This is a genomic window from Vreelandella zhanjiangensis DSM 21076, assembly GCF_000377665.1.
Classification (GTDB): Bacteria; Pseudomonadota; Gammaproteobacteria; order Pseudomonadales; family Halomonadaceae; genus Vreelandella; species Vreelandella zhanjiangensis.
On sequence record NZ_KB898655.1, the window covers coordinates 58,565 to 77,856 of the forward strand.

General features: G+C 56.2%; 20 protein-coding genes. 12 read left to right on the top strand and 8 right to left on the bottom strand.

Annotated features, from left to right (window positions below; translation table 11 throughout):
- Positions 1-126 precede the first annotated feature (126 nt).
- From D467_RS0117510 to D467_RS0117545, 8 genes are all read left to right on the top strand, one after another.
- Complete coding sequence (locus tag D467_RS0117510) at positions 127-2,010, top strand: beta-ketoacyl synthase (RefSeq protein WP_040460633.1); 1,884 nt, start codon at positions 127-129, stop codon at positions 2,008-2,010.
- Positions 2,007-2,501 (top strand): pantetheine-phosphate adenylyltransferase, encoded by a 495-nt coding sequence (gene coaD, locus D467_RS0117515; protein WP_018918842.1) that lies wholly within the window; start codon positions 2,007-2,009, stop codon positions 2,499-2,501. The genes D467_RS0117510 and coaD overlap by 4 nt, the downstream gene beginning before the upstream one ends.
- Before the next feature lie 80 nt (positions 2,502-2,581).
- Positions 2,582-2,830, top strand: coding sequence for a YfhL family 4Fe-4S dicluster ferredoxin (locus D467_RS0117520; protein WP_018918843.1), 249 nt, complete (start codon positions 2,582-2,584; stop codon positions 2,828-2,830).
- Between the two features lie 15 nt (positions 2,831-2,845).
- The gene (locus D467_RS0117525) at positions 2,846-4,135 is read left to right on the top strand and encodes an MATE family efflux transporter (RefSeq protein WP_040460634.1); all 1,290 of its coding nucleotides are present in this window, start codon (positions 2,846-2,848) and stop codon (positions 4,133-4,135) included.
- A gap of 133 nt (positions 4,136-4,268) precedes the next feature.
- A complete protein-coding gene (locus D467_RS0117530) occupies positions 4,269-5,579 on the top strand; it encodes a short-chain fatty acid transporter (RefSeq protein WP_018918845.1) in 1,311 nt (436 codons plus the stop codon).
- 55 nt (positions 5,580-5,634) lie between these two features.
- On the top strand, positions 5,635-6,150 hold the full coding sequence (locus tag D467_RS0117535; RefSeq protein WP_018918846.1) for an acyl-CoA thioesterase: 516 nt from the start codon (positions 5,635-5,637) through the stop codon (positions 6,148-6,150).
- Positions 6,151-6,260: 110 nt separating this feature from the next.
- The gene (locus tag D467_RS0117540) at positions 6,261-7,265 is read left to right on the top strand and encodes an ion transporter (protein ID WP_018918847.1); all 1,005 of its coding nucleotides are present in this window, start codon (positions 6,261-6,263) and stop codon (positions 7,263-7,265) included.
- Positions 7,258-7,863, top strand: coding sequence for a LysE family translocator (locus D467_RS0117545; protein ID WP_018918848.1), 606 nt, complete (start codon positions 7,258-7,260; stop codon positions 7,861-7,863). Before D467_RS0117540 ends, D467_RS0117545 begins: the two co-directional genes overlap by 8 nt.
- Here D467_RS0117545 and D467_RS0117550 read toward each other — a convergent pair.
- Both D467_RS0117550 and D467_RS0117555 read right to left on the bottom strand, forming a co-directional pair.
- Positions 7,860-8,216 (bottom strand): I78 family peptidase inhibitor, encoded by a 357-nt coding sequence (locus D467_RS0117550; protein ID WP_018918849.1) that lies wholly within the window; start codon positions 8,214-8,216, stop codon positions 7,860-7,862. The two genes, D467_RS0117545 and D467_RS0117550, sit on opposite strands and share 4 nt — an antisense overlap.
- Before the next feature lie 108 nt (positions 8,217-8,324).
- Entirely contained in the window at positions 8,325-8,456 is a 132-nt protein-coding gene (locus D467_RS0117555) for an entericidin A/B family lipoprotein (RefSeq protein ID WP_018918850.1), read from the bottom strand.
- Positions 8,457-8,684: 228 nt separating this feature from the next.
- Between D467_RS0117555 and D467_RS0117560 the strand changes: the two genes are divergently transcribed.
- Entirely contained in the window at positions 8,685-9,107 is a 423-nt protein-coding gene (locus D467_RS0117560) for an HIT domain-containing protein (RefSeq protein ID WP_018918851.1), read from the top strand.
- Positions 9,108-9,114: 7 nt separating this feature from the next.
- Here the strand turns inward: D467_RS0117560 and D467_RS0117565 are convergent, their stop codons facing one another.
- From D467_RS0117565 to D467_RS0117580, 4 genes are read right to left on the bottom strand one after another with little or no spacing between them, the layout of a single operon-like run.
- Positions 9,115-10,167 carry a nickel/cobalt transporter gene (locus D467_RS0117565; RefSeq protein WP_051081754.1) on the bottom strand — a complete coding sequence of 351 codons (1,053 nt, stop codon included), beginning with the start codon at positions 10,165-10,167 and terminating at the stop codon, positions 9,115-9,117.
- A gap of 56 nt (positions 10,168-10,223) precedes the next feature.
- A complete protein-coding gene (locus D467_RS0117570) occupies positions 10,224-10,916 on the bottom strand; it encodes a DUF1007 family protein (RefSeq protein WP_018918853.1) in 693 nt (230 codons plus the stop codon).
- A complete protein-coding gene (locus tag D467_RS0117575) occupies positions 10,913-11,290 on the bottom strand; it encodes a hypothetical protein (protein ID WP_018918854.1) in 378 nt (125 codons plus the stop codon). Before D467_RS0117575 ends, D467_RS0117570 begins: the two co-directional genes overlap by 4 nt.
- Positions 11,287-11,847, bottom strand: a complete 561-nt coding sequence (locus D467_RS0117580; RefSeq protein ID WP_018918855.1) for a hypothetical protein — start codon at positions 11,845-11,847, stop codon at positions 11,287-11,289. Before D467_RS0117580 ends, D467_RS0117575 begins: the two co-directional genes overlap by 4 nt.
- A gap of 124 nt (positions 11,848-11,971) precedes the next feature.
- Between D467_RS0117580 and D467_RS0117585 the strand changes: the two genes are divergently transcribed.
- From D467_RS0117585 to D467_RS19905, 3 genes are all read left to right on the top strand, one after another.
- Entirely contained in the window at positions 11,972-13,126 is a 1,155-nt protein-coding gene (locus D467_RS0117585) for a glycerate kinase (protein WP_018918856.1), read from the top strand.
- A 223-nt stretch (positions 13,127-13,349) separates the two neighbouring features.
- The gene (locus tag D467_RS0117590; protein ID WP_018918857.1) at positions 13,350-13,826 is read left to right on the top strand and encodes a Dps family protein; all 477 of its coding nucleotides are present in this window, start codon (positions 13,350-13,352) and stop codon (positions 13,824-13,826) included.
- A gap of 93 nt (positions 13,827-13,919) precedes the next feature.
- A protein-coding gene (locus D467_RS19905; RefSeq protein ID WP_244147848.1) for an IS3 family transposase occupies positions 13,920-15,277 on the top strand; the annotation gives its coding sequence in 2 pieces (ribosomal slippage) (positions 13,920-14,399 and positions 14,402-15,277; 1,356 coding nt in all).
- 66 nt (positions 15,278-15,343) lie between these two features.
- On the opposite strand, the gene D467_RS0117605 is transcribed toward D467_RS19905, so the two are convergent.
- Together D467_RS0117605 and D467_RS0117610 are read right to left on the bottom strand one after the other, a co-directional pair.
- Positions 15,344-16,810 carry an aminoacyl-histidine dipeptidase gene (locus tag D467_RS0117605; RefSeq protein WP_018918860.1) on the bottom strand — a complete coding sequence of 489 codons (1,467 nt, stop codon included), beginning with the start codon at positions 16,808-16,810 and terminating at the stop codon, positions 15,344-15,346.
- Positions 16,811-16,842: 32 nt separating this feature from the next.
- A complete protein-coding gene (locus D467_RS0117610) occupies positions 16,843-18,996 on the bottom strand; it encodes a tRNA(Met) cytidine acetyltransferase TmcA (protein WP_040460637.1) in 2,154 nt (717 codons plus the stop codon).
- Positions 18,997-19,292: the final 296 nt, after the last annotated feature.

A 19,292-nucleotide genomic window follows, 5' to 3' on the forward strand; every position in this document is an offset into this window, starting at 1 on the left:
CACGCCCGAGATATTTATTAAGCTCAGTGACAGCGGGCGATCTACCCTGTTATTGGCAATAATTGTTATTTAAAACCACCGCACCACGAGGAACCCGGCTTGTCACACTTACCGGTGATTGTCGGCATGGGCGGCATCAATCCCGCCGGCAGAACCTCGGGCCATCAGGCCTTCCGCCGCACCGTGCTTGATGCCCTTCCCGCTGACCAGCAGCGCCAGACGTTGGATAGCCTGGCGGCCCTTATGCAGCTTGTCGAGCACTCTGAAAAAGGGTGGCTCGACCGTGCAGGAAAGCCCGTAGACTCGCCTGCCCAGTCGCTGCGCGAACAGGTGTTGAACCACACGTTGATTCGCCGTAACGAGGACCCCAAATTCCTCGCGCCAGGGCTGCCCGCGAATCGTCAAGCCAGTCTTCAGCTAGCCGAGCCGTTGCGCTTTACGCTGCGCCGACGCCAGCTGCCGGAAAACCTGCCGGAAAACTGGCAGGTCCGTGATCTGGATGCGCGTGAAGTAGAAGTCACCGTGCCAGCAGGCGTGCTTGAAACGCTACTACCTGACGCCCAGACGCCCAAAGTGCACGCTGCAGCTCAGCTGCCTAGCGGCTTTGACCCCGCCAGTCTTTACCGTAGCGTGCACCACCCACGCGGGCTGTCGATGGCCATTTTTGGCGCCAGCGACTGCCTGGGGGCCAGCGGTTTCTCCTGGGAAACGCTGCGCCAGACGCTGAATCCAGACCATATTGCCGTTTATGCAGGCAACTCCATCGGTCAATTGGACGATGCTGGCTGGGGCGGTTTGATGAAGAGCCTGGTGAGCGGTCAGCGTGCCACCTCCAAGCAAATGCCGCTAGGTTACGGGCAGATGCCCGCCGACTTCCTGAATGCCTATGTATTGGGTAGCGTTGGCGGCACCGGCGCCGTACTAGGTGCCTGCGCAAGCTTTCTATACAACCTGCGTTTGGGTATCGAAGATATTCGTGCAGGACGGCGTAAAGTGGTGATGGTGGGCACTGCCGACGCTCCGATTACGCCTGAAATCATTGAAGGCTTCCGCGCCATGGGCGCCTTGGCTGACGATGCGAGTTTAAAAGCGCTGGATGCGCTTGAACTGCTGACCGACGCTGACTATCAGCGCGCCAGTCGACCCTTTGCGCGCAACTGCGGCTTTACCATGGGTGAGGCCAGCCAGTTTGTTCTGTTGATGGACGATGCGCTGGCGCTTGAAGTAGGCGCAGACATTCTCGGAGCGGTGCCGGAAGTGTTCGTGAATGCCGATGGCTTCAAACGCTCTATTTCAGCGCCGGGCATCGGCAACTACATCACGCTGGGCAAGGCCGCAGCACTGGTGCGCGATATGCTGGGCGAAAAAGCGCTGCAAGAGCGCAGCTTCATGCACGCACATGGCACGAGCACCCCTAAAAACCGTACGACTGAATCCCATGTGCTGCATGAAATCGCCCGCGCCAACGGTATTAGCGATTGGCCGATAGTGGCTATCAAGTCGTTTATCGGGCATTCCCAGGGCTCTGCGGCGGGTGATCAGCTGGTAAGCGCGCTGGGCAGTTTCGCCCACGGCATACTGCCCGGCATTCCCACTTTGGATGCGGTGGCCGACGACGTATATGCCGAGCGGCTACGCTTCTCCCAAACGCCCATGGCTTTTAAAGCGGATGCAGCCTTTATTAACGCCAAAGGCTTTGGCGGTAATAACGCAACCGGCGTTGTGCTTTCCCCCGGGGTCACCGAACGCTTGCTGCTTCAGCGTCATGGTGCCGCCGCGATTAGCACCTGGAAAGAGCGCCGCGAGACCGTGCGCGCCCAAGCGGCCGCGTATCTTGCCCAGGCGGATGCCGGCCATTACGCGCCGCGTTACCAGTTTGGCGAAGCGGTGCTTGAAGGCCCCGAACTGGATATTCACGCGGACCGTATTCATATCCCGGGCTATGCTCAAGCGGTATCGCTGGCAAGCGATAATCCTTTTGGCCGAATTGACGAAGAGGATTCGGAATGAGCGAGCAGCGCTTTAACATTGCCGTTTATCCAGGCACCTTCGACCCGATCACCAACGGTCATTTTGACCTTATCGAACGTGGCGCCAGGATGTTCGACAAGGTGGTCATTGCCGTAGCGGCAAGTCCCGGCAAGCGGCCCAGCCTCGATCTAGATACCCGCATTGCTCTGATCAAAGCTACCTGCGCTGAGCTTGGCAATGTTGAAGTCGTGGGTTTTTCCAACCTGCTGACCCGCTTTATGCATGAACAGGGCGCAACGATCATGTTGCGTGGCCTGCGCGCGGTGTCCGATTTTGAGTATGAGCTACAGCTTGCCAATATGAACCGGGCGCAAAACCCCGAGCTTGAAAGCGTATTTCTCACTCCGGCGGTGGAAAACTCGTATATCTCTTCCACTATCGTGCGTGAAATCGCCAAGCTGGGCGGCGATATTTCACCGTTAGTCCCTTCCCAGGTCGCAGAAGCATTGCGTAAGCACTACAATACGTAACCACCAACATTGTTGAGTAAAACACTCGGGTATAGCGTTTAGCGACGCCTGGGTGTGCCAGCCATTCGCGAGGTATGCCCATGGCCCTGATGATCACCGATGAATGCATTAATTGCGACGTCTGCGAGCCCGAGTGCCCGAACGATGCGATCTCTCCCGGCGAGGAGATTTACGTCATCGACCCGAACCTGTGCACCGAGTGCGTTGGCCACTTTGACGAACCCCAGTGCCAGCAGGTTTGCCCGGTAGACTGTATTCCGCTTGACCCCGCGCGCTCTGAAACGCAGCAGCAGCTTTTGGAAAAGTACCGCATTATTACTGCTGCTTAACGTTTGTCGTCTCGCGTGCGCATATGGGCCATCGCCTGGCCAATTATCCTTTCCAATATTACCGTTCCGCTTCTCGGACTGGTCGATACTGCTGTGGTCGGGCACCTGCCCGACTCACGCTATCTGGCCGCCGTGACGCTAGGTGCTACCCTATTCAGCTTCCTGTATTGGGGCTTTGGCTTTTTACGCATGGGCACTACCGGCCTAGTGGCTCAGGCAATGGGCCGGGAAAGCGATAGCGATGTGCGCCATCTGCTGGGCCAATCGCTGATTATCGCCGGGGTGATCGGCGTGCTCTTAATCCTGTTCTCCACCCCGCTTGTCTCCCTGGGGCTGCATTTATTGGACGGCAGCGACGCAGCGACGCCCCTGGCGCGTGAATATGCTCAGATAAGACTGTGGTCGGCCCCCGCTGTTCTCGCCAACTATGCGATTTTAGGTTGGTTTTTAGGTCAGCAGAACTCTCGCGTGACCTTGATGATCCTGCTGCTTACCAACAGCATCAATATCGTGCTGGATATCTGGTTTGTGGTGGGGCTGGGCATGACCAGCAATGGCGTTGCCTGGGCAAGCGTCATTGCCGACTACAGCGCGCTGGCATTTGGCGGCTATCTGGTGCTGCGCCAGCTTAAAACACTCGAAGGACATTTTTTGCGCGCTCGGCTGCTGGCGCTTTCCGCCTATACGGCCCTTTTCAATATCAACGCCAATCTGTTTGTCCGCACGCTCGGGCTCTTATTCGTCATGGCTTTTTTTACCGCTCAGGGTGCGCGTCAGGGCGACACAGTTCTGGCCGCCAACGCCGTACTGCTGCAGTTTATTATGCTGACAAGCTATGCACTCGATGGCTTCGCCCACGCGGCGGAATCACTGGTTGGCCGCGCCTATGGCCGCCGCGACTGGCAGGAGCTGGCATCTATCGTCCGCCGTGTGGCGCTGTTTTCTTTCTGGACGGCAGGCGGTGCCTCGCTGCTCTTTGCATTTGGCGGTAATCACTTGGTTGCCCTGCTGACAGGTCTTGAGGAAGTGCGGGCAACCGCTGCTGTGTACCTTCCCTGGATGGTGGCAATGCCGCTGATTGCCGTGTGGAGCTATCTGCTGGACGGTATTTTTATCGGCACCAGCGCGGTACGTGAAATGCGCAACAGCATCTTTATCGGCACTCTTTTCTACCTGCCCGCCTGGTGGCTTACCCAAGGCCTTGGCAACCATGGCCTTTGGCTCGCCTTTACGCTGTTTATTACGGTTCGTTCCGGGGTGCTTATTGGGTACTATCAACGCTACCGGCATACCCGTTGGTGTTAAGCGTTTAAATAAACCCGCCGCCGTGCTATCCATTGGCTTATCGTTCTAAAAGCGGACTTTTTTAAACGTGAAAGCCGTACCGCACCGCCGTATATTAGCAATGCACTTCCTATAAAAAATAAGAGAGCCACTCATGCTAAAAATGATATCGAAACCGGCCGTCAAGCTGGTCGAGCGCTATCTGCCCGACCCGTATATTTTTGTGCTACTGCTGACCATCGTTGCAGCGGCTGCCGCCATTGCCGTGGAACGCCAAACGCCGCTTGCGGTGATGCGTATGTGGGGGGACGGCTTCTGGGGATTATTAACTTTCTCCATGCAGATGCTGCTGGTACTGGTGACGGGCTTTATGTTGGCAAGCTCACCGCCGGTAAAGCGCATGCTACAAAAGCTTGCGGGTACTGCGAAAAGCGCAGGCGGGGCGATTATTCTGGTCACCCTGGTGTCGCTTGCCGCTAGCTGGATCAACTGGGGATTTGGTTTGGTGGTCGGGGCACTCTTTGCTAAAGAGCTTGCCCGCCTGGTGCGGGTGGATTATCGCCTGCTGGTTGCCAGCGCTTATTCTGGTTTTATCGTATGGCACGGCGGTTTAGCCGGCTCGATACCCCTGACGATCGCTACCGAAGGCCACTTCACCGCTGATCAAATTGGCGTTATCAGCACCAGTTCCACTATTTTCGCCTTGTTTAACCTAGCGATTGTCGTGTGTCTGTTTATCGCGGTGCCGCTGGTTAACCGCTTAATGCTGCCCGACGAAAAAGACAGTGTTTATATCGATAGCCAGCTGCTGGAAGACGAACCGATACCGCAGGGCCGGATTACCCGCCCCGCCGAAAGGCTCGAAAATAGCATGGCGCTTTCCTTGCTGGTTGGCGTGCCTGGGCTGCTGTTTTTGCTTGACCACTTCATCCTCAGAAACGGTGGTTTAAACCTTAATATCGTTAACTTCCTGTTCCTGTTTTTAGCCATCGTACTTCACCGCACCCCGCGTAACCTGCTGATCAGCCTTAATGAGGCGGTTAAGGGCGGCGCCGGAATTGTGATCCAGTTCCCGTTTTATGCGGGCATTATGGCGATCATGGTGCAGTCCGGCCTGGCCCAAAGCATGTCGGAATGGTTGATTTCGTTTGCCACGGCAACCTCGCTGCCGTTCTGGTCGTTTATTAGCGCCGGGATTGTTAACCTGTTTGTACCTTCCGGCGGCGGCCAGTGGGCAGTACAGGCGCCGGTTATGCTGCCCGCAGCGCAAGCTCTGGGGGCAGATATTTCGCGCGTGGCGATGGCCGTTGCCTGGGGTGATGCCTGGACCAACCTGCTGCAGCCCTTCTGGGCATTGCCGGTACTGGCCATTGCGGGCTTGAAAGCCAAAGATATTATGGGTTTCTGCCTTATTCAGCTGTTAATTACCGGGATTATTATCTCTGTGGGCTTAGTCTGGTTCTAAGCCCTTGAACCCTCTGCCCGCCCACAGGCGGGCGGAGTCAAACCAAGGACACGTTATGTCAGATGCAGCGCCAACGGATTTACCCGGGCAGCACGAACTGTCGATGACCGTGCTCATGACACCCGATATGGCCAACTTCAGCGGTAAAGTGCACGGGGGAGCCATTCTTAAAAAGCTGGATGAAGTCGCCTACGCCTGCGCCAGCCGTTATTCCGGGCATTATGTGGTGACTCTATCAGTGGACCAGGTGCTGTTTAAGCAGCCTATCCACGTGGGCGAATTAGTCACCTTTTTAGCCTGCGTTAATCATGTGGGCCGCTCCTCTATGGAGATCGGTATTAAAGTGGTCGCCGAGGATATCCGTAACAAGCTGATTCGCCATACCAATAGCTGTTATCTAACCATGGTGGCTGTGGATGCTGACGGCAAGCCTGCCGGCGTACCGCCGCTGGTACTGACGACCCCGATTCAAAAGCTGCGCTTTGAAAAGGCGGCCCTGCGCAAAAAACACCGCAAGCAGGCCGAACAGGAAGAAAAATTAACCCAGCAGCACTATCAAGCGCAGGCTTAAACTGTCAAGCGCAGGCTTAAACTGTCAGGCGCAGGCTTAATCGATTAGATGCAGGCGCTGTGTAGCGCTAGTACGCTGTACTGTTTTCACGCCATCAACAAGGAGGTTGCATGCCTATTAGGCGGCGCTACCCACAACTCCCCAGGCCTGTTGAGTACGCTCATATTGGTTGGGATTTACTGATTCTTATCGCGGTAGTGCTCAACCTGGGACTTTTGCTATTTGATTCTCTGTATCTGATCACGCCGATCAATCAGGCCATCGCTGATCTAACGCCTGCTTTTCACGCGTTTTACGAGCGTGAGGTTCACAGTCGTTTTTTCCATATCGATCTATTTTTTGTGGGCTTTTTTGTTGCCGACATACTGCTGGGCTGGACCGTGGCGATTGTCGAGCGCCGCTATCATCGTTGGTTTTTTTACCCCTTTGTACATTGGTATGACGTACTGGGCTGCATTCCGCTAAGCGGCTTTCGCTTACTGCGTGTATTGCGCGTGGTGTCGCTACTCCACCGCTTGCACCGTTTACGCATCATTAACGTTAAGCACTGGTCCATTTATCAGTTTTTCTTCAAGTACTACGATATCCTGCTCGAAGAACTTTCTGACCGCATTGCTCTACGGCTTTTGGGCAATGTGCAGCAGCAGATTCTGTCCAGCGACTCGCTCACCGAGCGGGTGATTGACCGGGTCATTATGCCGCGCAAAACGCAGCTGATCAGTGAAATCGTCCAGCGTCTGGAAAGCACCGTTGGCGAGGCGTATCAGCTTAATCGCGCCTCTGCGATGACGGCCATCGATGACTTGGTGAGCCGTACGCTGCGCGAAAGCCCCGAGATCCAGCGCCTACACCGCCTGCCCATGGGACAAACGGCGGCCAACGCCATGCAGGCATCCATCAGCGGTGTTGCCCAGCGGCTGGTAGATGAACTGGCGTTGGGTATTCATTCGCCGGAATTCAGGCAGTTGATCGAGCGCACCGCTGACAGCGGCTTCGACAGCTGGCTGACGGTCGATGAAAAAAGCAATCGGATCACAGAATTGGTGCTGTACGATATTCTGGAAATGCTCAAAGAGCAGGTTAATCGACAACGTTGGAAGGATCGTTATGAGTAGCCAGTGGTTAGTACTTGGGCCAGTAGCCCTTTATATCATGTCGATGACCCTAACCCCTGGGCCCAACAACGTGATGCTCACCGCGTCAGGCGCCAACTTTGGTTTTAGGCGTACCCTGCCGCATATGGCGGGTATTGTAGGTGGCTGCTTTATTCTATTTTCGAGTATAGCGCTGGGCCTCGGGGTGCTGTTTGAGCGATTTCCTGCCATACAGCTGGGGCTTCGTTGGCTGGGTAGCGCCTACCTGCTCTATCTTGCCTGGAAAATCGCCAGCGCTCCGCCGCCTAACCTGAAGGACAGCTCACATAGCATACCGCTTACCTTCTGGCAGGCAGCGGCGTTTCAGTTTGCCAACCCCAAGGCCTGGATCATGGGGCTTGCTTTGATGGCAGGGTTTCTCCCTGAAAACGGTTCGGCGGTAATCAACGCCCTTATACTGGCCGGATTTGCGGAACTGGTAGCCATGCCCTGCCTGGCATTGTGGGCAGGTTTTGGCATGGCGATCGGTCACTGGATCAAAAGTGACGGTGCCTGGCGGGCATTTAACGTTACCATGGGCTTACTTACCGCCGCGTGTGTCATTCTGATTTTACGTTAACCGCAGCGCAGCTCCTCGATATCATCGTTACTATCCAGATGTACATTCAACCGATCGGGGCGATGGTCCATCGTGGCCGCGTCCCCTGGTCGCAGTACCCGCACCTGGCGTGACTGGCTCTCGCTTTGTAGCTGGGGCACGTTTGCTTCATCAAATGTCTCACCAATGGCATAGCTCACCGCCTCGGTATCGCAGCTATCCATGGATGTAGGCGGTGCGTCCTGGGCTTCATTGGCAGCCGACGTTTTGGCGGCATCTGAGCCGGTGGCGCACGCTGAGAGCAATACCAGCAGTCCACCGCTTAATAAAATTTTCGAGTAGCATACCGCATCCGTATATAGCCACGCTTTCATAGGCTTGCCCCAATTTGTAGTTAATGGATTGCGTGAATAGACTGCCCAGATACAAAGCGGGCTAGGCATCCGCCTAGCCCGCTCGACATCGTCAAGGTTTCACTAACCTCAGCTAGCGGCGTCCTGTACAGCTTGACCGCCTTCCTGTACATCTTTGCCAGCGCCAGAAATGGTGTTGCAACCGGCTAAGGCGCCAGCCGTCATCAAAAGGATAAGACTCGTCGCTAAAAGCTTTTTCATGGATGTTCTCCTTAACGTGTCAGCCAACAGAAATCTCCTCTGGCATTGTCTGCCCTTCTGAGGAGTACTTTCAGCGTAACAGCGTTTTGGCAATTTCGCCTGTATTCCGTGACTTAGTTTCTACGACTACCTTCATTTTCTTGTCTCACTTACTATATTCTGCGTGCTCACCTACATATTTCCACTCTTATCTACGCCAAACCTCAACACGCCTACGGAGCGCGCCCATTGAACACTTTTGCCCTTGATCAACGCCTGGAAGCCGATACGTTTCCGATTGCCGACCTGCCGCTTTGCCGGGCGCTGTTGATGAACGATGCGCGCTATCCGTGGGTGATCTTAGTGCCCCGTCTGGATAACGTAAGCGAAGTATTCGAGCTATCCGACGCAGATCAGGCCCAGCTATGGCGAGAAGCCACCCAGCTGGGTAGCGTGATGAAAACGCTCTTTGACGGCGACAAGCTCAATATTGCAACGCTGGGCAATGTGGTGCAGCAGCTACATATTCATGTCGTGGTGCGAAAGCACGCTGATGCGACCTGGCCCGCGCCGGTATGGGGTAACGGCAGCGCGGAGCCTTATGCGCTAGATCAGCTTGCCAGCCTGCGTGATCAGTTGATCGCTCATATTGATCGTCTGGCGGTTGATTGACCTGCGCTCAACGCATCAACGGGTTACCCTGCCTGGCCGGCGGCTCACCAAACAGCGGCGTACTGGCGGGCTGGGAAACGCTGGCAATCGAAAGCGTCACGCCGAGCAGGATAATCACTAAGCCCCCAGCAAGCGCCGCCCAACCGACCGCCTTGTGAAGGTGTTGGGATACGCGCTGCTGCTTGGCTAAACGCCGCGTGGCCCACCGGCGCGCAAAGACGCTGGCCAGCGCAAGTGCTGATACGGTAATCCCGGTACCCAGCGACATGGCCAATACGGATAGCACGCCAACATAAAACTGGCCCAGCAGGCTGGCCGCACCGAGTAGCAACACCGCGCCGCTGCAGGGGCGCATACCAATCGCGAAAACGGTCATCACGGCAGTGCGCCAGTCCAGTGCCTGCTGCGGCTCAATATGATGCGCGCCACCGCAGCAGTGATGATGCCCGTGGTCGTGGCTATGGTGATGGCTGTGATTGTGGTTATGAGGACGACTGTGGTCGTGATCCTGGGTTAAAGGCTGAAACTTCATCGAACTCACCGGACGATAGGCGTTGCGCAGCTGCTTGTAAGCCCGAACGCATAGCCAGACACCCAGCAGCGTTACCAGTAAAAAGCTTGCCTGCTCGACCCACACAACGCTCCCCATGGCCTGGCGCGTCAGCCACCCTAGTCCATGCACCAGAATGGCGACCATGGCAATCGCGGTAACGCCTTGCAGTATTGAAGCGGCAAACGAAAGCCCCAGCGCCCGCCGGGTGGCACCACCATGGGAGGCTAAATACGTTGCCAGTACCGCTTTGCCATGGCCTGGCCCTGCGGCATGAAAAACGCCATAGCCAAAGCTTACGCTTAATAACACCCACCAGGTGGCATGCGAGGGCTCACGGGCAAGTTCGGTAATCGCCAGGGTAAGCGCGCGGTGAAGTTCCCGCTGCCAGGCGAGTAGCTGATAGCTCATCCCCTGTAGACCACCTTGTAACCCCCATACCAACACCACCGCACAAATCACTAAAAGAGCGATCAAAGCCCAAGGCCTACGCATTACAAGCGACTGCATAACACACCCTATTTTGATCAATGAAAGCTTCACCGCTTTATGAAAGTCGCATCCGATTAGCGGCAGTCGATATGGCCGGTTTCGGCAAAGTGGCGCCCCAGCCCCGGCTCGCCGTCTTCGTCGACATCCAGTAGCGCCGCCTGCATGACTAATTCAGGATCAGGGTCAGCGCCTAGAATGCTTAGCGTACAGGCCGGCTCACCGTGCAGCACCAGCGCATTGTCAGTTGGCTGGTTGTTCTCTGCTTCGTGAACCATTTCAATGTAATACGTCGGGTCAAATATCTGATAATCGAGGGAGTGCCCAGCTAACGGCTGGGGTGTTTCCAGGGGTAGGATAAATGTAAAGATTAGCCGCCCGCCTTTTTCCATGGCGGTATATTCGCTGACCTCGCCCAGCGCCAGCGGCTCACCATCTCGGCGGATTTCCGTAAAGTAGTGCTGCGAGGCAAGGTTATTGCGTATTTCCAGGCCCAGCTGATCAAGCCCTTCGTCCAGACTCACGCCATCTACCTGGGTGAGTTCTTCAAATACTACCAAACTGTAAAAGGGGTCCATCCGCCAGGTTTGATGCAAGCCACGCACGACCCCTTCATCATTGGTCATGACCCGGATACTGAAATCAATCCAGCCATGGGGGTGCGCGGCGGCAAGCGGGCTCAACATAAGGCTGATGACACCTGCCGCCAGCGCCCAGCGCTTTGCGGCAAAACGGGAGCTTTCAATTACCTGATGACTGCTTTGCTTCACGGTGCTAATCCCAATTTTGCTTGTAAGCTGACCAGCCAAGGATCCAGCAAATACGGCGGCAGCGGCTGATTACCTCGCCAGGCCGCAACACTCACCTGACTACCGCGACCGGCATCGCTCACCTGAACCTGCAGACGATACTCCGGCCAGCGAGCGAGCGCCCCCTCCGCCCGGCCTAGCGCCAAATCGGCATGGCGTATCACGTAACCCTGTTCCATCATCAGCTCGACCGCGCTTCGAAACGTGGTGTCTACCGGGGAGGCATACACCAGCTCGCGCGGGGCAGAAGGTGATGTAGTGGCACAGCCTGCTAGTAGTGCCAGCAAAGCACTCACACTCGCCCATTTCATGATTACCCGCCAACGTTGCCTCATTGCACGCTCCTCATCGGCCGGCTGCTTTGTCCGAGTGCACTTTCAAAGCGCTGGCAGAAATCCTGGTTACTCGCGCTGTAGGATTCACGTATATCGCCCAGGTGGTCGAAGCGGCGAATATCACGAGAGATACGCACGGACTCATCACTGATTAACAGCGACACCCGCTCGACCTCCAGGGGCTGTTGATGAAGCCCGCCGCCAAAGCCCAGCCCCACGCCAACACCGCTACCGCGCCCGATACCCAACCCACCGAAAAGGCGCATTCCGCTGCCATATCCATAGGCGCGATCGTACGGATCGTAGTAACCATGCAGGGCTTTTTGTCGGCTTGCGCTGACCAGGCCTAATGCTGTATCGGTGGAATCAAGCTCAAAGCCCCACTCGGTCAGCACTTCGACACTTTGGCGCAGCGCGCCGAGCTCACCACCAGCCACGTGGTTCGGGAAATAACACGCCGCAGAAGGCGCAGGCTCAGCCTGGGGCAAGCGGTCTGGCGTCACTTGGCAGCCTGCCAGTGCCAACAGGCAGGTTAGCGTAATTGGTATCGGCTTCATGTTAGATCCTCGAACGTTCATCACGGCTGGTCTGTCACCAAGCGGCGCGTTAAGCTCGCCTACTATCACAATAGATGAAAGATATCACGATAGATGAAAGACAATAATTTGCGGAGGTCGTGCAATGAATATCCTGCTTTGCCCTGATAGTTTTAAAGACGCTTTAAGCGCGGAACAAGCGGCCAAGGCAATGGCTGAAGGCGTCCTTAATGCCGCGCCCCAAGCGCAAACGCACTGCTGCCCGATGGCTGACGGCGGCGAAGGCAGCCTTGATGCACTGATTGCCGCGACCGGCGCCAAGCGCTGCGTTGTCGATGTTCAGGATGCGCTTGGCCGCCCCCGCAAAGCCGCTTGGGGGTGGCTGGGTGAACAGCGTACCGCGTTTATCGAGCTGGCAGAAGCCAGCGGCCTGCAACACTTAACTCCCGAAGAGCGTGACGCGCTGCATACCTCCACCTTTGGCGTGGGCCAGATGCTCCTGGCCGCGTTGGATCAAGGCGCAGAAAAAGCCTTGCTGCTGCTAGGGGGTAGCGCCACCAACGATGGTGGCGCGGGTATGCTGCAAGCGCTGGGCGCAAAACTAACCGCGACCAGTGGCGCACCACTTGCCCCTGGCGGTGCGGCGTTGGCGGCGCTTGAAACGCTGGATATTTCGGGGCTTGACCCGCGCTTAACGTCACTTAACGTGGAAGCCGCAGTGGATGTGGATAACCCACTGCTAGGTGAGCGCGGGGCAAGTGCGGTATTCGGCCCGCAAAAAGGCGCCTCGCCTGATCAAGTGGCTCAGCTTGACCACGCCCTGGGCCGCTTTGCCGATATCAGCGCCCGCGTATTGGGCAAGGATTATCGCGACTTACCGGGTGCCGGTGCCGCCGGTGGCATGGGGTTTGCCGCGCGCGCCTTTCTTGATGCCACGCTGATGCCCGGCATTGAAATGATTATGCAGCAGGCCGATATGCCCGCCCTGCTCAATAACGCCGACCTTGTGATTACCGGAGAAGGCCGACTGGATGGGCAGAGCATGTCGGGCAAGACGCCTATCGGCGTTGCCCGCGCGGCCCAGCGTCTTGGCAAGCCCGTCATCATTCTCGCTGGCAGCCTGGGCGACGGCTGGCAGGCATGTCTTGATGAAGGCGTAACAGCGGCGTTTGCCTTGGCCGATGGCCCCATGACCCTGGAACAGGCGCTGCCCAGAACCGCTGAACTGCTGGCGGCGCGCTGTGAAAGTATTATCCGGGTGTGGATAACCCCCTCGCCCTTTGAAAACCCTGCCCTTTGAAAACACTGCCCTTGAAAACATCGCCCTTGAAAACATCGCCCCTTGAAAAACCCTGCCCGCGCCAGCATTACTCAGTGAGAGCGCAAACGTTATAGCGGTAAACGCAATGTTATAAGGCTATGGGCGCGATACACAAAACCTGGTTTGCAGCGCCCTAGCAACGTTTTATGCTAATCAAACGATTTGATAGCCGTTTCACCCGGCTCCAACATGGAGGTACGACATGACCGATACCAATAGCATTGGCTTACATGAAAGCAGCGCCAGCCAGCTGGCTGAAAAGCTTAATCACCTGCTGGCCAACTATCAGATCTTTTACATGAACGTGCGCGGCTACCACTGGAACGTCAAGGGTAGCGATTTCTTCGAGCTGCACGTCAAATTTGAAGAGTTCTATACCGACCTGTTGACCAAGGTAGACGAAGTCGCCGAGCGTATTCTCACCCTGGGCCATAAGCCGGTACATGCGTATAGCGACTACGCCACGCTTTCTCACATTCAGGAAGATAAAGACGTTCACGATGGTAAGGCGTGCGTGAATGGCGTGTTAAAAGGCTACCAGACATTGATCGAGCTGCAGCGTGAAGTACTGTCATTCGCCTCGGATGCCGATGACGAAGGTACTGCATCACTCGCCAGTGACTATATTCGTGAGCAGGAAAAAACCATCTGGATGCTGAACGCTTACCTCGGTAAGTAATAAGCGCTCGTCGCAGATATAGATACACAAACGGCACCTAAGTGAACTGCACCCCAAAAGTTGGACACTTATCCAACGATTGGGGTGTTTTTCATGGCGAAACACAATGAAGCGTTCAAACTATTAGTAGTGCAAAGCTACGCAGAAGGACCACAAGGTTACAAGAGTCTGGCCAGGCAGTACGGTCTTGGCCCTACAACCGTCAGGCGTTGGGTTAAACACTATGAACAGCATGGTCTCAGTGGCTTGCAGAAAAAGTTCAGCCATTACAGCGCCGAGTTCAAATTAGCGGTGTTGCAACAGATGAGGCAAGAGGAGCTATCAGCTTTACAAGCGACGACGCTGTTCGATATCCGAGGTGGAACGGGCGTCGTACGGCGGTGGAAAAGTCAGTATCATGAAGGAGGCTTCCAAGCCTTGGAGCCTAAAGCCCGAGGACGACCAACGAAGATGCCTACGACAGAGCCACCGAAGCCCCCACTGCCATTGCCTGAAAAGAGTTCTCTGGAGCAGCTGCTCCAAGAGAATGAGTACTTGCGTGCTGAGGTGGCCTACCTAAAAAAGTTGAGGGCCTTGCGTCAGGCCAAAGAGCAAGCCGCGCAGAAAAAGCGCGGGTAGTCCTTGAACTGAAGCAAGGCCACCCTTTGCCGATGCCGCTAAAAGTAGCCGAACTGTCGCGTAGCACCTTCTATTATCAGGTAAGGGTTCAGCAGCTGGATGATCGACATGCTGGTCTGAAGCGTCGAATTCACGCTCTCTACGAGCGACACAAAGGACGCTACGGCTATCGACGAATTACAGCAGCGTTGCGCCAAGCGGGAGAGCAGGTCAACCACAAAACAGTTCAACGTCTGATGCAGCATCTGGGATTGAAGTCATTGGTGCGCCCGAAGAAATACCGTTCCTATCGTGGACAACCGGCCAGTGTTCCCAATCTTCTTGCCCGTCAGTTTCAGGCTGAACGCCCCAACCAAAAGTGGGTCACCGACGTTACGGAGTTCAATGTCCGAGGTGAAAAGCTGTACTTATCGCCTGTAATGGATCTCTACAATGGGGAAATCGTGTCCTATTCAATACAGAAGCGGCCGCAGTTCTCGCTGGTAGGGGGGATGCTCAAGAAAGCCTTGGCCAAGCTGGCCAACCAAGAGGCGCCGTTACTGCATTCCGACCAAGGTTGGCAATATCAGATGCCTGCTTACCGGCGCAAACTCGCGGAGTATGGTGTGATCCAGAGCATGTCACGCAAGGAAAATTGTCTCGATAATGCCGCCATAGAGAGCTTCTTTGGAACGCTGAAGTCTGAATATTTCTACCTGAACCGGTTCGACAATATTGAACAGTTACAGGCGGGCATCCGACGCTATATCCATTACTACAACTACGAGCGCATTAAGATCAAGCTAAAAGGCCTGAGTCCGGTACAGTACCGAAATCAGGCCTTGGCCGCTTAGTTTTTTACTGTCCAAATTTATGGGGTCAGTTCAAAGCGGTGCCGTTTTTTATGTGCCTGATATTAGCTAGCCTTTCTTAGCCAAATCTTCCATCAACGCACGCAGCATGCGCCAGAACTCATCGACCGAGGCAAGCTCTACGCGCTCGTCCGGTGAGTGGGCGCCGCGAATCAGCGGGCCAAACGAGATCATATCCAGGTGCGGGTATTTGCTGCCTATAATGCCGCACTCAAGCCCCGCATGAATGACCTTAACCGCAGGTTCCTGCTCAAACAGAGCGGCATGGCGCTTATTAAAGATGGCAAGTAACGCACTGCCTGGGTGAGGCACCCAACCGGGGTAGCTGTTCTCCACACGCACGCGCGCGCCAATTAACCCAAACAGCGCCTGAAAGCGGTCAGCTAAGGCAGCGGTTGCCGTATCGTGCAGGGAGCGTACTAGCGCGCACAGGTGCAGACGCCCCGCTTTAAGGCTTAATACGCCTAGATTGTTGGAGGTTTCCACAACGCCCGGCACATCGGCACTCATACGCTCAACTCCGCACGGCGCGGCATGTAGCGCCGCTACCAGCATAGTGCTGGCATCCAGAGTTAGCGGCTCGAAGGCCTCATGATTTACGCTTCGCGTGGCGCTCAACACCAAACCACTATCGCCCGTACTTAGCTCGGCACGCAGGGTATTTTCCAGCGTCTTCAGCGCGTCAAAAGCGGCATCCACGTCGTTAGCGGGCAGGGCAAGCTGAGCAAACGCTTCGCGGGGGATGGCATTACGTAGCGTGCCACCCTGGTAGCTCACCAGGCGTGCATCAAACGCTTCCAGGGTGCGCAGTGCCCGCACTAACAGGCGGTTGGCATTGCCTAGCGGCTTATGAATATCGATCCCGGAATGACCGCCTTTTAAACCCGTTAGGGAAATTTCAATCAGCTGTTCATCGTCACGCAGCGCGGTCCCCGGCAGGAGCGCATCAACCACCACGTCGGCACCACCCGCACAGCCGATATACACTTCGCCGCGGTCTTCACTATCCAAATTGAGCAGCAATGAGCCTTTCAGCCAGTTTTCGGCCAAGTTGAGCGCGCCACCCATGGAGGTTTCTTCTTCAAGGGTAAACAGCGCTTCAAGCGGGCCATGGGTAAGCTCTGCATCTTCAAGCACGGCAAGAATAGCCGCTACGCCCATTCCGTTATCGGCCCCAAGGGTTGTGCCCTCGGCGTGCAGCCAACCATCGGCTACATAGGTACTGATGGGGTCACGCGTGAAATCATGGGTACTGTCGGAATTGGCTTGGGCCACCATATCCAAATGACCCTGCAGAATAACCCCCGGTGCCTGCTCACAGCCGGGCGAGGCCGGTTTACAAATACGTAAATTGCCAAAGCTATCACGGTCGTGGGCAAGCCCTTGAGCATCGGCCCAGGCTTCGAGTATCGCGACCAGCGCGGCTTCCTGCCCAGACGGGCGCGGGGTGTTACACAGCGTACGAAAGTGGCGCCAAACGATGGACGGCGTCAACGCGTCTAAATGTGCGTTCATAAAAACTCTTCATTATCAGTAATCGCCCCACTTTACTCCTCCGAACGATGCGGGAAAAGTATGTATTGTGAGGCTAATAGTTCAACAACTTGGCGCAGCGCACGCACGCTATCACCGTGTGCTGCCGCTAAAGGGCGATTTTGAAACGCCCACGCCGCTAACTGTTGGTGTGCAGTGGCAGCGCTTATATCCTGCAGGCGACTGGTTTCACGCGCCAGCGCTTGAAGCGCCGCCCGCGCTAATACCGGGTCACGGTGCCCATGCGCTACATCGTTGATGGTTTGGCACTCTTCAGCAGTGAGCGGCATTGAAGGCAGCGCTCTCAGCAATACCGCCACCACGTCAGGCGGTAACGTTGTTAATTCGAACGCCAGCAGCCCCGGTAGTGACGCGCTAAAGCTTGACGTTAAGCTACTTAATACGCTCTCGCCCTCAGCGTTCAGCGCCCTGGCCACCATTACCGCAAATTCCCCGGTGGCCGCTTCACGCGTAATGCCCAAGCGCACGGGCTGAAACCCTTGAGCCAGCCAGAAGCGTAGCAGAGATGCTTCCGCGCCGAACGTGGCGCCATATAGCGCCACACCTTGGTCTGCGGCCTCGCGACTATCTTCGGCAATCAGCTGTTGGCCCAATCCTTCCCGGCGGCGTTCAGGATGCGTGGCAATCCGTACCACACGCCGCCAACGAGCGGTAAGCGCAGCGCGGCTGCCCATATGCGCGGCAAGAGACTGGGCCATCAGGTGGCCCTGAGGGCGTCGCACCCCCAACGCCACCTGCTCGGCAAGCTCAGGCGTAAAGCCGCCCTCCTCACGGGCCACCAATACGGCCTGCGGTGCGCTGCTCTGCCCTATCAGCCGCAGCGAAGTGCCCGGCCCGTCCAAAAGCTGACGCAAATCGCTGGGCGACGTACGGTAATGAGACTGCACCAGAAGGCCAAACATAGCCTCAAGAGCAGTTTCGTCTTGAGCAAGCTCGGCGCGCTCGAGCGTATAAGAGGCTGACGCTTGATCGCACTGATCAGAGACCGGTAGAGGCGCTTTTAACAACAGCAGCCGGTTGACCGTTGCCTCAAGCGGGTCCCCCCCAGCCCAGCGAATAGGGGTAGTCAGTGTTAGGGCCTTCCATTGCGGAGTAAGCCGCGCCAACACATCGCGAAAGCGCAGCGCAAACCCGCGCCCAGAACCTTCATAGCCATCAATAGTGGTCGCAAACGCAATCCGCGGAAATGCCGTAAGCCACTGAGCCAACAGGGAAGCCGGAATCGCCGCCGCTTCATCAACCATTAAATAACTGCCATCGCCCCCCAGTTTCTTGGCCGCCACCTGCTCGGTGAGCACATCAGGAGGCAAAAAGCACAGCTCGCTTTTATTCGCGAGCTGAAAGCGGCTGGGCGTGATACGTGCCCCCTCTGGGCAGAGAGCTTCCAGACGTGCAAACAGGCTTTCCACCGCGCTCAAGCGCGGAGCAGTCACGACGATAGATGACGTGCCGTTTTCTAGAAGCCGCGCACAGGCAATTCCCAGGGCGGCGCTTTTGCCCCGCCCACGGTCAGCGGTAATGACCAGCGGGCGGCGGCGCTTTAAGTTCACCAGTTGGGTAACGGTAGTTGCCTGATCGGGCGTAGCGCATGCGCTGTCGTTAACGCTCTCTTGGTGCGCTAAGCGTGCGCTCAAGCGGGGTAGCTGCGGCCGCCAGGGCGCGTGCCAAGTGACGATATCCGTGCGCTCGTCAAGCAGGCGAGCCAAGCGCGCTAAATAGTGGGCGGTTAACTGCTCCCACTGCCAGGGGTGATCGGCAAACCGGGCATAATCAGGGTCTGGGCGCTCACCCCAAGGGTAAGGCGTTATCAGCACCAGCAAGCCGCCCGCCGTCAGCGTACCCGCCAGCGCCCCCAATGCTTCAGGGTCAAAGCCTGCGCTGCCACTGGCATCCATTACGACAAGCTGGTGCTCGGCCCCCAAACGCGTGCGCGCTTTGCGCGGCGTGATCCAAGGCTCAACCGGCGTATTATCTGCCTGATGGGCAACCCATAAAGGCGCTTGCCAACAAGCGCCCTGCCATAGTTTGAGAGCTTGATCACGGCACTCACCGGGCTCTCCCGTAAGCCATACCAACTGCCGCCACCCACGCCTGTGTAAGCGTTTGGCATGGGCCATTAACGCTGGCAGGGGCGACTTACCTGGCATACTTAACGTTTTCGTCAACCTTTCGTGTGACCACGTTGGCATCAAGACTCCTAAGACCCACTATTTCTCGAAAACTTTTTTTAGAACTTTGGTTGAACAAAAAGGCGTTTTTCAACGTTACTGGCTCTGGCCAAGCATGTAAAAAGCTCACAATAAAAATGTAACCTACTGATTAAAATGAATATAAAACTTTCATAAAACTTTAAGTAGCGGTTTTTGCTTATCCTGCTCAGGTTGCACCGCAGCAGTAAGAGTGTGCTAATTTAGCGGTGCAGCCGGTGCTTTCTCTACTTTAC